This window comes from Mesorhizobium sp. (assembly GCF_965229135.1).
In the GTDB taxonomy this organism is placed as follows: domain Bacteria; phylum Pseudomonadota; class Alphaproteobacteria; order Rhizobiales; family Rhizobiaceae; genus Mesorhizobium.
Genome location: NZ_OZ245860.1, coordinates 4,148,167 through 4,161,580, shown reverse-complemented (window position 1 = coordinate 4,161,580; position 13,414 = coordinate 4,148,167). Strand labels below are relative to the sequence as shown.

Here is a 13,414-nt window from a genome sequence, read left to right as displayed (position 1 = left end):
CAATGCGCCGGCAAACCGGCGGGGATGAGGAGATTTTGCGCAGGCGTTTGACCGATGCGCGGCGTCGGATGGAACCGCGCAACCGTTGCCCGAACAACTACTCTTCCTGGAACAGGTTGATCTGCTGTTGCGCCAGGTCCTTGGGCGCATCGAGACCGAGGTGGCGCCAAGCATTTGCGGTCAGAACGCGGCCTCGCGGCGTGCGCTGGATGAAACCCTGCTGGATCAGATAGGGCTCGATGATGTCCTCGATCGCGTCGCGTGGTTCCGACAGGCCCGCCGCGATCGTCTCGATACCGACCGGGCCGCCGCCGAAATTGCGCGCGATCATCGACAGATACCGGCGGTCGAGCGCATCGAGGCCAAGCGCGTCAACCTCGAGACGGGTCAATGCCTCATCGGCGATCTTGCGGTTGACGTGACCGTCGCCAGCGACCGACGCGAAATCCCGCACGCGGCGCAACAGCCGGCCGGCGATGCGAGGCGTGCCGCGCGCCCGGCGCGCGATCTCCAGCGCCCCGTCGTCGCCCAGCGGCATCTGCAGGATGCGCGCGCCGCGCCGCACGATCTGCTCCAGTTCCTCGACGGTATAGAAGTTGAGCCGTACCGGAATGCCGAAGCGGTCGCGCAGCGGGTTGGTGAGCAGGCCAAGCCGGGTGGTGGCCGCGACCAGGGTAAAGCGGGCGAGATCGATCTTGACCGAGCGTGCCGCCGGCCCCTCGCCGATGATCAGGTCGAGCTGGAAGTCCTCCATGGCCGGATAGAGGATTTCCTCGACCGCCGGGCTCAACCGGTGGATTTCGTCGATGAAAAGCACGTCGCCTTCTTCGAGATTGGTCAGCAAAGCGGCCAGATCCCCTGCCTTGGCGATGACCGGGCCTGAGGTCGAGCGGAAGTTGACGCCGAGCTCGCGCGCCATGATCTGCGCCAGCGTGGTCTTGCCCAGGCCGGGCGGCCCGACGAACAGCACATGGTCGAGCGCCTCGTTGCGGCCCTTGGCCGCCTCGATGAAGACCTTGAGATTGGCCCGCACAGCCGCCTGGCCGACAAAGTCGGCGAGCGTTTGCGGGCGCAGGGTCTGGTCGGCGTCCTCACCGCGTTTTTCGGGAGCAACCAGGCGGGGCGAAAGGCTCATGCGAGCAATTCCATACCGGCAATGGATCTGGCGGCCCGCTGGTCTAACGTGACTGTATGCGAGCAACCCAGATTCCGATTGTGCTCTGCGATCAGCGCATCGGCAAAGTCCACCTGCGGCAAATTCGATCTTTCGAGCGCAATCACGATGGCATCAAAATCCTCGAAGATCAGCGTCCTGATCTTTAGCAGTCGCTGGACTGCGGACAGTACCTGTTCTTTCGGCAACCCGTAGCGCGAACTCAGCGACCAGCTGAATTCGACAAGCACGATCAAGCTGACGAAGCCGGACTTGTCCTCGCTAAGGTCTTTGCCAAACGCGAGGGCCTTGGCGCGTTGCTCCGCATCATCATTCACCACCATTCGAAGCAGAACGTTCGTATCGATGCCTATCGACGTCACGCGTCGCCCTCTTGCCCGTTCTCCGGCTTGTCTTCGACAACATGCCGGCCAACGGCATCTTGCACGGCAGCATCGATTTCCTCCAGTGACGCTGGACCATCGGGCGGATTTCCCAGAAATCCGGCCAGGTCGGCAAAATCGAGATTGCGGGGCGTTCCGACCAAATTGCCGTCAACGACCGTCCAGGCGATCATGTCACCTGTTTTCAGCGACAACGCGTCCCGGACATCCTTTGGTATTGTGAGCTGGCCTTTCGAGGTCAGACTAGCATACGCGCCCATTTTCTTACTTTCCAGGAAATTTCTTACCGATCATATGTTAGTCGGAATTTTCTCTTCCAACAACCACATCATCGCGCCAGTTCCTTCAGCCCGAAACGGATCAGCTTCGACGCATCCGCGTCCTCGCCGGCCGTCCTCAGCGCGGCGGCCACCGCATTGGCGGCGGTGTCTCGCGAATAGCCGAGATTGACCAATGCGGAGACCGCGTCGGTGATCGGCGCCGGCGCGACCCCTTCGCCCAGTTCCTGCTTCAGCCCGATGGTGCCGGAAGCCGCGCCCGCATAGGCCGGCGCCTTGTTCTTCAGCTCGGTCACGATGCGCTCGGCCACTTTCTTGCCGACGCCAGGTGCCCGGCTGACCATGGCGATGTCGCGCAGCGCGATGGCATTGGCGAGGTCGGCAGGCGCCAGCGTCGACAGCACGGCCAAAGCCACCTTGGCGCCGACGCCCTGCACGGTCATCAACAGCCGGAACCACTCGCGCTCCAGCGCCGACTGGAAGCCATAGAGCCGCAGCATGTCCTCGCGAACATAGGTCTCGATGAACAGCACCACCGCCTCGCCTGGGGCCGGCAGCGATGCCAGCATGCGCGCCGAGCAGTAGGCGACATAGCCGACGCCATGCACGTCGACGACGCAATGGTCCTCGTCGATCTCGTCAAGCGTGCCCTTGAGTTTGCCGATCATGCACGGGTCCTCATGATGCCAATGCCGCCATCCTGTAGGCAATGCTCTGCCGATGATGCGCGTGGCAGATGGCGATCGCCAACGCGTCCGCGGCATGTTCGGTATCGAAGGTGGCTTTCGGCAACAGCACCTTCACCATCATGTGGATCTGCTTCTTGTCGCCGTGGCCTACGCCGATCACAGCCTTCTTGACGGCATTGGGGGCATATTCGGCAACGACGAGGCCCGCCCGTGCCGGCACAAGCATCGCGATGCCGCGCGCCTGGCCAAGCTTCAGCGTCGCCACCGCGTCCTTGTTGACGAAGGTCTGTTCGACAGCCGCCTCATGCGGCATGGCGGCATGGAGGACGTCGGCAAGCCCGTCATGCAGCTGGCAAAGGCGCGTCGACAGCGCCGCCTTGTCTTCCGAACGCACCGTGCCCGAGGCCACGAAGCGGAGCGAATTGCCGAGACTTTCAACAATGCCCCAGCCGGTTCGCCGCAGGCCCGGGTCAATGCCAATGATTCGAATCGCGTCCACCATCTGCCAACTTTACCTCCGGTGGGAAGCGATGCCAGCGAAATGTGAACAAACCGGAAACGAAGAAGACGCTGAGTTCAGCCGCGCCCGAAAGCGGTGTTCAAAAGCGTGATCTGGTCGGAGACAGGGTTGATTCGGCGGCCCGAGAAGGGTGCGTCGACCACACCGCCGCCATAGATTTCCTCATCCATGCGGCGCACCAGCGCCTGCAGGCGTAGCGAGCGGGTGACGAGATCGAGAAAGTCATTGGGCAGTTCAGCCCAGCCCGCCGCTTCATCATGGGCGGAAGCGGTATCGAGGCGAACCTTGGATTTTTCCGAAGCAACCTGGTCGCGGGTCATCTCGCCGGAGTTCGCCGCCCGCTGCAGCAGCAGCCAGGATGCAACCTGCATCAGCCTCGTGGTCAGCCGCATCGATTCGGCCGCATAGAGCGTCGCCGCCAACCGGGACAGCTTCTTCGCCTCGGCGCGGCCCTTGCCATCGAGATATTCGGCTGCCTGCTCCACCAGTCCCATACCCTCCTGGTAGAGGGGCTTGAAGGATTGTGAAAACACACGGCGCTCCGCCAATTTGACGGTGTTCGTGCTTGCCTTCGAAGGCTCGTTCATCGATACGCCCCTGCACTTCCAACAGCTGGCCGGTCAGGCTTGATTGCCGTCACGCCCAGCACCCTATACGACTGAAGCATTGAAAATGCGCCTCGTAGTTGGCGAAGGCAAGCACATGTTTAACAAACGGTTAACGGCCACGCATCGGCCCGGAAACAGGACAAAAAAAGAGCCGCGGATAAGGCGGCTCTCAGGAGTTTAACAGGGAGGCGTCAAACAAAGTGGCTCCAACCACTCGGTAAGAATCCAGATCACTGGATGCACATAGTAAACGCCTGTAAAGCTTAATGAACCCTTAAGGGCATCGACATTTTTTGACGGATCGCCGCCTGCCTGTACCGTAACAGCACAGCAAGCGCCGCCGCTGGCGCCCCGTCGGCAACAAGCTCACTTCTTCCAGATTGCCGGCAACGCGATGAAGGCAAACAGCAGCATCCCCGCGTAGAAGGCCATCGACGAGATGCCCAGCAACGGTTCGATCGCCGGATGGCCGGCAAGCATCACGTAAAGTCCGACCATGAGCCCTATGCCGCTGATCGCGGTCAGCCAGAAATGGACAACCGCGAGCGTCTTTTGCGCGACGGCCGGAAACAGGTGATAGAAAAAGGCGAACACCGCCGACATCAGCCACCCCGCCACCATCGTGTGGGCGTGGGTCGGCATCTGGCTATGATCCTCGCTGATCGCCATGTGAAGGCCAAGTGCCATCCCGCAGAGCGAATAGATGATGGCCAGCGTGAAGAAATTTCTTGCTACCCCTTGCATGAATACAGTCCCCCAAATTGCCTTTCCCGTTCTGGGAATGGGTTGAAAAAGCGGTCTTGCCGCCACCGGACAGCCGGCGCCGCGCACTAGCATCGGTCATGTTTCCACACGATGACGCCCGATGCCCCGGCCTCGCCCGCCGCGGTTACATTAGCAGAAAATAACGCCGCGCGCCGACGCGATTACAGAGCCTACGCGGCAAGAAGTCGGAAACAAATCCGGCTTGCGCGCGACATCGTTCCGAAACGGGGGCGCGCCAGAAAGGCCGTTCATCGCAGCGCGGATAAGCAATCCCGCGCCTCGCGATCATGGGCAACCGCCGGGGAGAGTTCCATGGACTGGTATTCCATCGTCAAGTTCCTGCACATCGTGTCGGCCACGATCTGGGTCGGCGGCGGCTTCACGCTTATGGTGCTGGCATTCCTCGCCAATCGCGCCGGCGACGTGCCGGGAACTCTCCAGGCAATGCGGGCCACGGGTGAGCTCGGCGGCAAGCTGTTTGCACCGCTGTCGATACTGACGCTGGCCCTCGGGCTGGTCATGTGCTGGTTCTGGGTCGGCTTTTCCGACCTGTGGATCATCATCGGCCTGGCGGGCTACGCCACCACCTTCTGCGTCGGCATGTTTATCTTCAAGCCGACAGCCGAAAAGATGGCTTCCATGATCGACAGGGACGGCGTGACGCCAGGCGCCCTTGACCTGGGTCACCGCATTCTCGCCGCCGCGTGCTTCGACTATTCGGTGATGCTGGTGATCGTCGCCGACATGGTGCTGAAGCCCGCCTTGCACGATATCGCCATCCTCGCCGGCATGCTGATGATCCTGGCGATCGGCCTCGCTCTGTCTCTCGGCGGGAAGCGGCGGCGGCAACTGACCCCCCACATCGCCTGACCGCCTACATCAGCCCGGCAACCCCATCCCACAGCAGCTTCACCGCCACGATTGCCACGGTCGCATAGGTGAACGGATAGAAGATGTCCGGCCGCATGCGCCGCACCAGCCAGGCGCCGGCGATGGTCGAGAGCGGTGCCAGCGGCATCAGCACGACCGAAGCCGTCAGGTTGGCTGTATCGAACTGGCCGAGCGCGAAATAGGGAACGAGCTTCAACGCATTGGTGGCGGCAAAGAAGATCGCGGCGGTGCCGGACAGCACCTTCGGATCGAGCCGGATCGGCAGTGCGTAGACCTGGAACGGCGGCCCCCCGACATGGGCGACGAAGCTGGTGAAGCCGGCCACAGTGCCCCATAAGGCGGCGGCAGTCCGGTTGGGCTTGGCCGCATGATCGGAGCCGTGGCGGAACTGCAGGTAGAGCCAGCGCAACACGAAGATGATGGCGACCGCGCCGACGATCAGCCGCACCGCCTCTTCCGTGACCAGCGCCGCCGTCAACCAGCCAAGGCCGATGCCGATGACCGCGCCGGGCATCATGTCGATCAGCATCCTGCGGTCGTAGACTCCCCACCATGTCCACACCGACACGATGTCCATCAGGCACAGGATCGGCAGCAGGATGGCGGCTGCCTGCACCGGCGGTATGGTCAGCGCCATCAACGGCACACCGACAAAGCCAACCGCGCCGCCGAAGCCACCCTTCGACAGGCCCACGAGAATGACCGCCGGAATGGCGGCGGCATAAAACCACGGATCGACGAGCAGTCCTGTCATGGGAAGGGAGTGTCTGGAGGGGAGCGTATCAACGCTTGAATAGCCCATAAACCGCGATGCCGCGACCGCAAATATGCACGATCCGCATCAGCCACATATGCAGCGTACAAGTGAGGAGCGGCATGCAGTCATGAATGCACTGCGCCTTTTCACCCGGCCCCAGCAAAAATCAAAAAGGTCTGAGCGGAGCGTTGAAGCCGTCAGGTATAAAGCAAGCTGGATTTTCATCGTAATCATGACTTGTGCAACGAAAGCACGGCGCTTGCGAGGGATGGCGGCAATGGACGTCGGAATATTTCAAAGGCGATTGTTGCCGCGTGAGCGCATATTGTGGAGCGATGTTCCCGCGCAGGGTTTGCTGTTAACCGGCCGCGATATGATTCTCATTCCGTTCAGCCTTGTCTGGTGCGGTTTTGCGATTTTCTGGACGTATTCGGCGACACGGCAAGGTGCGCCGCTCTTCTTCAAAGCATGGGGAGGGATGTTCATCTGCATTGGACTGTTCCTGGTCCTTGGCCGCTTTGCAGTCGACGCATGGTTGAGACGGCGCATCTCGTACGCGGTCACGGACAAGCGCATCCTCATCATGAGGAGCGCCCCCTTCTCCAATTTCACTTCGATCGATCTCGAGCGTCTGCCTGATATCCAACTCACCGGCGAGGGAGCAAAGCGCGGCAATTTGCGCTTCGGCGCGGCCGCCTCGTACTTCGGAAATCAGAGGATGGCGGCTGGTCCCCCGCTCTTGACCCGGTTCCGCAATTCCTTGGCATCGAGGAACCGTCAAAGGTGTTTGACCTCATTACGAAGGCCGGCAATGCTCTGCGCTCCGACCGCCGGTCGTCGTCTGACAGCTAGCGCCTGTTCAATCCCCGCGCTTTGCTCTATGCCGCAATCCAACCATCTTCGCCCGGCATAGGCGAAAACCGGGATCGAAAAACAATGAATGACGCAACGCCCCCCAACCGCTGCCGCATCGTACTGATCGTGCCACAGGGCGCATCCGCCGCTCGCATAGGCGCGGCGTTCGACGGCGGCGACATCGCATCGCTCATCCTGCCCGAGAACGGCATGGACGAGGCGTCCTTCCAGGCCTTCGCCGAAAAGATCGTGCCCATTGCGCAGGCGGCCGGCATCGCCGTCATCATTGCCGACGACACGCGCATTGCCGGTCGCGTCCAGGCCGACGGCATCCATGTCGAGGTCGGCAAGGATGAGCTTGCCGAGACGATCGAGCACTTCCAGCCAAGGCTGATGGTCGGCGCCGGCGGCGCCAAGACCAGGGATGACGCGCTGGAGCTCGGCGAGACCCGGCCGGACTACATCTTCTTCGGCCGCTTCGGCTATGACAACAAGCCGGAGCCGCACCCGCGCAACCTGTCGCTTGGCCAGTGGTGGGCCGACATGATCCAGATCCCCTGCATTGTCATGGCTGGATCCGAGATCGCCTCCGTTGAAGCGGTGGCCGCCACCGGCTGCGAATTCGTGGCGCTGTCAAGCGCCGTCTTCGCCGACGGCGTCGATCCGAAGGCCGCGATCGCCAGCGCCAATGCGCTGCTCGACGAAACCGCGCCGCGTTTCGAGGACTGACGTGGCCTCGGCGACGCTCCCGCTCCAGGCCCTGCTGGCACTGTTGATGGTGCAGGCCGCCACTGCCACGGAACCTGTGCCTTTGCCGCAGGCAAGACCCGAATCCGGCGTGCGCACCGACAAGCCGATCGACACGCCGCTGCCACAGCCCGCCACCACCACCCAGCCGCCGCCGCTGCCGTCGATCGACGCGATCAACCCCGACCGCTTTGGCGCGAAACCGGCGGACCAGGCGTACGGGGCTTTTCAGCGCGGGCTTTACAAGACGGCCTATGACCTGGCGCTGCCCCGGGCGCGGAATGGCGATCCGGCGGCCCAGACGTTGCTGGCCGAAATACTGTCGCGCGGCTTGGGCGTGCCGCGGAACGCGGCGGAGGCAGCGAAATGGTACGCGCTTGCCGCCGAACAAGGGGTGCCGGAGTCGCAATTCCAGTATGCGTTGCTGCTGCTGGATGGCCGTTACGTCAAGAAGGACGAGAAGGGCGCCTACGCCCTGATGCAGGCCGCCGCCGAGGCCGGCAACCCGCTGGCGCAGTTCAATTTCGCGCAGCTGCTTGTCCAGCAGGACCCGGGCGATGTCGGCATCGGCAAGGCCGTGCCTTACTACGAACGTGCCGCCGCGACCGGCCTTGCCGATGCGCAATACGCGATGGCCCAGATCTACGCCAACGGCGTCGGCGGCAAACAGCGTGACGATGCCCAGGCCCGCCGCCTGCTGGCGCAGGCCGCGCGCCAGAACTACGATACGGCGCAGATCGACCTCGGCGCCTGGATGATCGAGGGACGCGGCGGTCCCCGCGACCTGAAATCAGGCTTTGGCTGGATGAAGCAGGCAGCTGAAGGCGGCAATGTCGCCGCCCGCAATCGCCTCGCCAAGCTTTACATGAATGGCATTGGCACCGATCCCGACCTCATCCTTGCCGGTGCCTGGTATATCGTCGCCCGGCGCGCCGGGCTCATCGATCCCGACATGGACAGCTTCCTGCAAGGGCTGTCGGACGATCAGACAAAGCAGGCACTCGAGAAGGCGAACCGCCTACCCTGACGGCCCATGGCTTGTCTCGCTCCCTTGCCTCTTCCAGCGATTTGTGGTCTTGGAGGCCGAAAATCGCCTTCCCCGGCGACCATCTCACTCCGGATCCAATTACAATGGCCAAGATCAACGGCAACGAAATCCGTCCCGGTTACGTCATCGAGCATGATGGCGGCCTGTGGGTCGCGGTCAGGACCAACACCGTCAAGCCCGGCAAGGGCGGCGCCTACAACCAGGTCGAGCTCAAGAACCTCATCAACGGCACCAAGCTCAACGAGCGTTTCCGCTCGGCCGAGACCGTCGAGCAGATCCGCCTCGACCTCAAGGATTTTTCCTTTCTCTACGCGCAGGAAGACGCGCTGGTGTTCATGGACACCCAGAGCTACGAGCAGCTCGAACTGAACAAGGACTTCGTCGGCGACCGCGCCGCCTTCCTGCAGGACGGCATGATGGTGACGGTCCAGCTTTATGAAGAGAGGCCGATCGGCATCTCGCTGCCCGACTACGTGACGCTGACCATCACCGAGGCGGACCCGGTGGTGAAGGGCCAGACCGCGGCCTCGTCCTACAAGCCCGCGGTGCTGGAGAACGGCATCCGCGTTCTGGTGCCGCCATTCATCGGGGCCGGCGAACGCATCATCGTCGACACCAACGAAATCACCTACGTGCGCCGCGCCGACTGATGCATGTCGCTCGGAAGTGACTCCCGTTTTGGGTCACCGACATGCAACACGACAAAGCTTAAAGCGCAGCAGCAGGAAGAAGCACTATGGCACGCTCCGCACTCCTCAACGTCATGGTTCAGGCCGCCATGAAGGCCGGCCGCTCGCTGTCGCGCGACTTCGGCGAAGTGCAGAACCTGCAGGTTTCGCTGAAAGGCCCCGGCGATTATGTCAGCCAGGCCGACCGCAAGGCCGAGGACATCCTTTTCACCGAGCTGTCGAAGGCGCGCCCAGGCTATTCCTTCCTGATGGAAGAGCGCGGCGTCGTCGAAGGCGATGACAGCCAGCACCGCTGGATCGTCGACCCGCTGGACGGCACCACCAACTTCCTGCACGGCATTCCGCTCTTCGCCATCTCGATTGCCCTGGAACGCCAGGGGCAGATCGTTGCCGGCGTCATCTACAATCCGGCCATGGACGAGCTCTATACGGTCGAACGCGGCGGCGGCGCCTTCATGAATGATCGCCGCCTGCGCGTCGCCGGCCGCGCCAAGCTGGTCGATGCCGTGATCGGCTGCGGCGTGCCGCATCTCGGACGCGGGCAGCACGGCAATTTCCTCATCGAGCTGCGCAATGTCATGGCCGAGGTCTCTGGTATCCGCCGCCTTGGCGCCGCCTCGCTCGACCTCGCCTATGTCGCTGCCGGCCGCATGGACGGTTTCTGGGAAACCGGCCTGTCGGCCTGGGACATCGCGGCCGGCCTTCTGCTGATCCGCGAAGCTGGCGGCTTCACCTCCGACATGGCCGGCGGTCAGGACATGCTGGACAACGGCTCGGTGGTTGCCGGCAACGAGATCATTCACCGTGCGCTGCTGAAAACCGTGAAGAAGCCGCTCGCGCCGCGCTGAGACGCCGCAGTCGCAAAACCGCCACCAAAGCTTGAAATACTGCCCTGCGAGCGCCCAGATGAGGGTGGCGCAGGAAAGACCGGCCGTGAGCGACAGCCCGCAAGATCTCGACATCTCCATCCCGTTCGTCGGACGCTGGCATTACTCGCGCGCCGAACTGATCGCCGACGGCATCGTGCATGCGGTCGGCATCGTGCTGGCGATCTCGGCGGGCTCGGCCCTGCTGGCGCTTGCCGCCTTTCATGCGGGCCCGGGCGAATACATCGCCGCCGCCTTCTACGTCGTGTCGCTGCTGACCGTGCTGTCGATTTCGCTGACCTACAATCTCTGGCCGGTGTCGTCCCCGGCCAAGTGGATATTGCGGCGCTTCGACCATGCCGCGATCTACCTGCTGATCGCCGCGACCTATACGCCCTTTCTGGCCCAGCTCGACGGCTCGCCGCTGGCAAGATGGATGATCGCCCTCGTCTGGATCGCGGCGGTGATCGGCATCGCCATCAAGGTGCTTCTTCCCGGACGTTTCGACCGGCTGGCGATCGTCTTCTATCTGGCCATCGGCTGGAGCGGTGTCGTGCTGGCCAAGCCGCTGGTGCGGACGCTGCCGACCACATCGCTGACCCTCATCGTCGCGGGCGGCGTCGTCTATTCCTGCGGCGTCATCTTCTTCGCCTGGAAGGGGCTGCGCTTCCACAATGCGCTTTGGCATGGCTTTGTCGTCACCGGCGCCGGCCTGCATCTCGCGGCCATGGTCGATTGCCTGGTGGTAAACCGGTTCTGACCCGGCCACGGCATCCTTGAAGCCGCGCGCTGCCTTGGATGAGGCACGGTTCGTATTCGCCATACGGACAGGCAATATTGCCAAGCGCCATTCAATTTGGTCACAATTGCGTTTAGAGTCACGAACAACGTGATCGGCGGAATCGTAAACGGGGCACGGATGGCTTTACTAAAATCGTTCGGCATCGGCAGGCGTTCCGACGTTCTGGTCTACGATCCGCATAAACTGTCGAGCCCTCAGGTCTTTATCCTGACGATGGTCATCTTCCTGGTGATTGTCGCCTTCATCGCCGCGATCCTCACCCGGCAGGTCTCGACCGCCTTCGTCACAAATCCCGGCCTCAACGGCCTGATCGTGGGCGTGCTGGTCATCGGCATCCTGCTTGCGTTCGTCCAGGTTGGACGGCTGTTTCGGGAAGTCCGCTGGGTCAATTCATTCCGGGCCGGTTCCGAAACCACCGAGCCTGTCCTACTGGCGCCGATGAAAGCCATGATAGGCCGGTCGTCGGCGACGGCCTTCTCGACGAGTTCGATGCGGACAATGCTGGATTCGATCGCCACCCGCCTCGATGAAAGCCGCGACACGTCGCGCTATCTGGTCGGCCTGCTGGTGTTCCTCGGCCTGTTGGGGACGTTCTGGGGCTTGTTGAACACGATCGGCTCGATCCGTGAAACCATCGAGTCGCTCGACCCCGGCACCGGCGACGCCGCCGCCGTTCTCGATTCCCTCAAGCAAGGGCTGTCCGCTCCGCTGGCGGGCATGGGCACGGCGTTCTCGTCGTCACTGTTTGGCCTGTCCGGCTCGCTCGTCCTTGGCTTCCTCGACCTGCAGGCGGGCCGTGCGCAGACGCGATTCTACACCGAGCTCGAGAACTGGCTGTCCTCGGTCACCGACCTGTCGTCCGACATTGTGGTCGCCGATACGGCCAAGACCGAATCCTCCGACGAGATTCGTGTCCTGTCGGAAAAATTGCGCAGCATGCAGGAGAATGGCGGCGCTTCGAATCCGCGCGTCGCCACCGCCATGGCCAATCTTGCCGACGGCATTTCGGGCCTGGTCAAGAACATGCGCTCCGAACAACAGATCATGCGTGACTGGGTCGAAGCCCAGTCCGACGAGCAGAAGGCGATGCGCAACACGCTGGAAAAGATCGCCGACGCCCTGAAGAAGCCTGGAGTGCACTGACGTGGCATTGGCACGCGGCCGGCGTACCGATCGCCGCATCGACTACTGGCCGGGCTTCGTCGACGCGCTGTCGACGCTGCTTCTGGCGATCATGTTCCTGCTCACCGTCTTCGTGCTGGCGCAGTTCCTGCTCGGCCGCGAACTCTCCGGCAAGGATACGGTGCTCAACCGCCTCAACTCGCAAATCAACGAGTTGACCCAGCTCCTGGCGCTTGAGCGCTCGGCGTCGCAGGACAAGGAAGATTCGCTCGCCAACATGCAGGCGTCGCTGTCGGCGGCCGAGGCGGAAAAGAGCCGGCTTGAACAGCTGTTGTCGCAGGGAGCCGGCGCCGGCGACGCGGCCAACCAGCGCGCCGCCGCACTGACCGGCGAACTCGACACACAGCGCCAGATCAGCCAGCAGGCACTAAGTCAGGTCGAAATCCTCAACCAGCAGATCTCGGCTCTGCGCAAGCAGATCGGCGCGCTTGAGGATGCGCTCAACGTGTCCGAAACGCGCGACCGCGACTCCAACACCAAGATCGCCGATCTCGGCCGCCGCCTCAATGTCGCGCTGGCGCAGCGCGTGCAGGAACTGAACCGCTACCGCTCCGATTTCTTCGGCCGCCTGCGTGAGATCCTCGCTGACCGCGAGAACATCCGCATTGTCGGCGACCGTTTCGTCTTCCAGTCGGAAGTGCTGTTCCCGACCGGTTCCGAAGTGATCAACGATGCCGGCAAGGTCGAGATGAAGAAGCTCGCCGACGCCATCATCGAACTGCAGAAGGAGATCCCGCCGGAGATCAACTGGGTGCTGCGCGTCGACGGCCATACCGATAACAAGCCGCTTTCGGGCACCGGCCGCTATCGCGACAATTGGGAGCTGTCGACGGCGCGATCGACGTCAGTGGTGAAGTTCCTGATCGAGAACGGCGTGCCGGCCAATCGCCTGGTCGCCGCTGGCTTCGGCGAGTTTCAGCCGCTCGATCCAGCCGACACCGACGAGGCGCGCAACAAGAACCGCCGGATTGAACTGAAGCTCACCGAACGTTGATCCAACTTCACGCGAATGTGTCGGCCGGCGCAACCCTAGAGCGCAGACCGACACAGGCAAGGCCTGAAAAGATTATCTTTTTTTAATTACACATCATTGCGGACCGGTCCTAGCCTGCTCCGTGGGCCGAGAACCGCCGGCGATGACTCCCATCATCGCGACGCGA

At 62.7% G+C, this 13,414-nt stretch carries 17 protein-coding genes; 9 read left to right on the top strand and 8 right to left on the bottom strand.

The window, feature by feature from the left end; genetic code table 11:
* Positions 1-97: 97 nt before the first annotated feature.
* The 7 genes from ruvB to ACO07C_RS19780 form a co-directional block, all read right to left on the bottom strand.
* Positions 98-1,135, bottom strand: a complete 1,038-nt coding sequence (gene ruvB, locus ACO07C_RS19810; RefSeq protein WP_421915854.1) for a Holliday junction branch migration DNA helicase RuvB — start codon at positions 1,133-1,135, stop codon at positions 98-100.
* A complete protein-coding gene (locus tag ACO07C_RS19805) occupies positions 1,132-1,536 on the bottom strand; it encodes a PIN domain-containing protein (RefSeq protein ID WP_421915853.1) in 405 nt (134 codons plus the stop codon). Before ACO07C_RS19805 ends, ruvB begins: the two co-directional genes overlap by 4 nt.
* Positions 1,533-1,817, bottom strand: a complete 285-nt coding sequence (locus ACO07C_RS19800; protein WP_421915852.1) for an AbrB/MazE/SpoVT family DNA-binding domain-containing protein — start codon at positions 1,815-1,817, stop codon at positions 1,533-1,535. Before ACO07C_RS19800 ends, ACO07C_RS19805 begins: the two co-directional genes overlap by 4 nt.
* Positions 1,818-1,885: 68 nt before the next feature.
* Positions 1,886-2,503: a Holliday junction branch migration protein RuvA gene (gene ruvA, locus ACO07C_RS19795; RefSeq protein ID WP_421915851.1), complete on the bottom strand. Its 618-nt coding sequence runs from the start codon at positions 2,501-2,503 to the stop codon at positions 1,886-1,888.
* A gap of 10 nt (positions 2,504-2,513) precedes the next feature.
* Positions 2,514-3,026: a crossover junction endodeoxyribonuclease RuvC gene (gene ruvC, locus ACO07C_RS19790; protein ID WP_421915850.1), complete on the bottom strand. Its 513-nt coding sequence runs from the start codon at positions 3,024-3,026 to the stop codon at positions 2,514-2,516.
* 74 nt (positions 3,027-3,100) lie between these two features.
* Positions 3,101-3,631, bottom strand: a complete 531-nt coding sequence (locus tag ACO07C_RS19785; protein ID WP_421915849.1) for a DUF1465 family protein — start codon at positions 3,629-3,631, stop codon at positions 3,101-3,103.
* Between the two features lie 387 nt (positions 3,632-4,018).
* On the bottom strand, positions 4,019-4,396 hold the full coding sequence (locus ACO07C_RS19780; protein ID WP_421915848.1) for a hypothetical protein: 378 nt from the start codon (positions 4,394-4,396) through the stop codon (positions 4,019-4,021).
* A 333-nt stretch (positions 4,397-4,729) separates the two neighbouring features.
* Between ACO07C_RS19780 and ACO07C_RS19775 the strand changes: the two genes are divergently transcribed.
* Positions 4,730-5,287 (top strand): DUF2269 family protein, encoded by a 558-nt coding sequence (locus ACO07C_RS19775; RefSeq protein ID WP_421915847.1) that lies wholly within the window; start codon positions 4,730-4,732, stop codon positions 5,285-5,287.
* 4 nt (positions 5,288-5,291) lie between these two features.
* On the opposite strand, the gene ACO07C_RS19770 is transcribed toward ACO07C_RS19775, so the two are convergent.
* On the bottom strand, positions 5,292-6,062 hold the full coding sequence (locus ACO07C_RS19770; protein WP_421915846.1) for a sulfite exporter TauE/SafE family protein: 771 nt from the start codon (positions 6,060-6,062) through the stop codon (positions 5,292-5,294).
* A gap of 130 nt (positions 6,063-6,192) precedes the next feature.
* Here ACO07C_RS19770 and ACO07C_RS19765 point away from each other — a divergent pair, with 130 nt between their 5' ends.
* The 8 genes from ACO07C_RS19765 (at position 6,193) to ACO07C_RS19730 (ending at position 13,248) form a co-directional block, all read left to right on the top strand.
* Complete coding sequence (locus ACO07C_RS19765; RefSeq protein WP_421915845.1) at positions 6,193-6,978, top strand: hypothetical protein; 786 nt, start codon at positions 6,193-6,195, stop codon at positions 6,976-6,978.
* A 23-nt stretch (positions 6,979-7,001) separates the two neighbouring features.
* A complete protein-coding gene (locus ACO07C_RS19760) occupies positions 7,002-7,649 on the top strand; it encodes a thiamine phosphate synthase (protein WP_421915844.1) in 648 nt (215 codons plus the stop codon).
* Between the two features lies 1 nt (position 7,650).
* Positions 7,651-8,694: a tetratricopeptide repeat protein gene (locus ACO07C_RS19755; protein WP_421915843.1), complete on the top strand. Its 1,044-nt coding sequence runs from the start codon at positions 7,651-7,653 to the stop codon at positions 8,692-8,694.
* Positions 8,695-8,798: 104 nt separating this feature from the next.
* A complete protein-coding gene (efp, locus tag ACO07C_RS19750) occupies positions 8,799-9,365 on the top strand; it encodes an elongation factor P (RefSeq protein WP_027031631.1) in 567 nt (188 codons plus the stop codon).
* An 86-nt stretch (positions 9,366-9,451) separates the two neighbouring features.
* Positions 9,452-10,252, top strand: a complete 801-nt coding sequence (locus tag ACO07C_RS19745) for an inositol monophosphatase family protein (RefSeq protein WP_421915842.1) — start codon at positions 9,452-9,454, stop codon at positions 10,250-10,252.
* An 85-nt stretch (positions 10,253-10,337) separates the two neighbouring features.
* Positions 10,338-11,030 carry a PAQR family membrane homeostasis protein TrhA gene (gene trhA / locus ACO07C_RS19740; RefSeq protein ID WP_421915841.1) on the top strand — a complete coding sequence of 231 codons (693 nt, stop codon included), beginning with the start codon at positions 10,338-10,340 and terminating at the stop codon, positions 11,028-11,030.
* Positions 11,031-11,189: 159 nt separating this feature from the next.
* Entirely contained in the window at positions 11,190-12,215 is a 1,026-nt protein-coding gene (locus ACO07C_RS19735; protein WP_421915840.1) for a MotA/TolQ/ExbB proton channel family protein, read from the top strand.
* A gap of 1 nt (position 12,216) precedes the next feature.
* Positions 12,217-13,248: a peptidoglycan -binding protein gene (locus tag ACO07C_RS19730; RefSeq protein ID WP_421915839.1), complete on the top strand. Its 1,032-nt coding sequence runs from the start codon at positions 12,217-12,219 to the stop codon at positions 13,246-13,248.
* Positions 13,249-13,414 lie beyond the last annotated feature (166 nt).

What these genes read in the sequence shown, in the direction of transcription:
- ruvB (WP_421915854.1), bottom strand. Translation starts at nt 1,135, where the DNA reads ATGAGCCTTTCGCCCCGCCTGGTTGCTCCCGAAAAACGCGGTGAGGAC.
- ACO07C_RS19800 (WP_421915852.1), bottom strand. Translation starts at nt 1,817, where the DNA reads ATGGGCGCGTATGCTAGTCTGACCTCGAAAGGCCAGCTCACAATACCA.
- ruvA (WP_421915851.1), bottom strand. Translation starts at nt 2,503, where the DNA reads ATGATCGGCAAACTCAAGGGCACGCTTGACGAGATCGACGAGGACCAT.
- ruvC (WP_421915850.1), bottom strand. Translation starts at nt 3,026, where the DNA reads ATGGTGGACGCGATTCGAATCATTGGCATTGACCCGGGCCTGCGGCGA.
- ACO07C_RS19785 (WP_421915849.1), bottom strand. Translation starts at nt 3,631, where the DNA reads ATGAACGAGCCTTCGAAGGCAAGCACGAACACCGTCAAATTGGCGGAG.
- ACO07C_RS19780 (WP_421915848.1), bottom strand. Translation starts at nt 4,396, where the DNA reads ATGCAAGGGGTAGCAAGAAATTTCTTCACGCTGGCCATCATCTATTCG.
- ACO07C_RS19775 (WP_421915847.1), top strand. Translation starts at nt 4,730, where the DNA reads ATGGACTGGTATTCCATCGTCAAGTTCCTGCACATCGTGTCGGCCACG.
- ACO07C_RS19770 (WP_421915846.1), bottom strand. Translation starts at nt 6,062, where the DNA reads ATGACAGGACTGCTCGTCGATCCGTGGTTTTATGCCGCCGCCATTCCG.
- ACO07C_RS19765 (WP_421915845.1), top strand. Translation starts at nt 6,193, where the DNA reads ATGAATGCACTGCGCCTTTTCACCCGGCCCCAGCAAAAATCAAAAAGG.
- ACO07C_RS19760 (WP_421915844.1), top strand. Translation starts at nt 7,002, where the DNA reads ATGAATGACGCAACGCCCCCCAACCGCTGCCGCATCGTACTGATCGTG.
- efp (WP_027031631.1), top strand. Translation starts at nt 8,799, where the DNA reads ATGGCCAAGATCAACGGCAACGAAATCCGTCCCGGTTACGTCATCGAG.
- ACO07C_RS19745 (WP_421915842.1), top strand. Translation starts at nt 9,452, where the DNA reads ATGGCACGCTCCGCACTCCTCAACGTCATGGTTCAGGCCGCCATGAAG.
- ACO07C_RS19735 (WP_421915840.1), top strand. Translation starts at nt 11,190, where the DNA reads ATGGCTTTACTAAAATCGTTCGGCATCGGCAGGCGTTCCGACGTTCTG.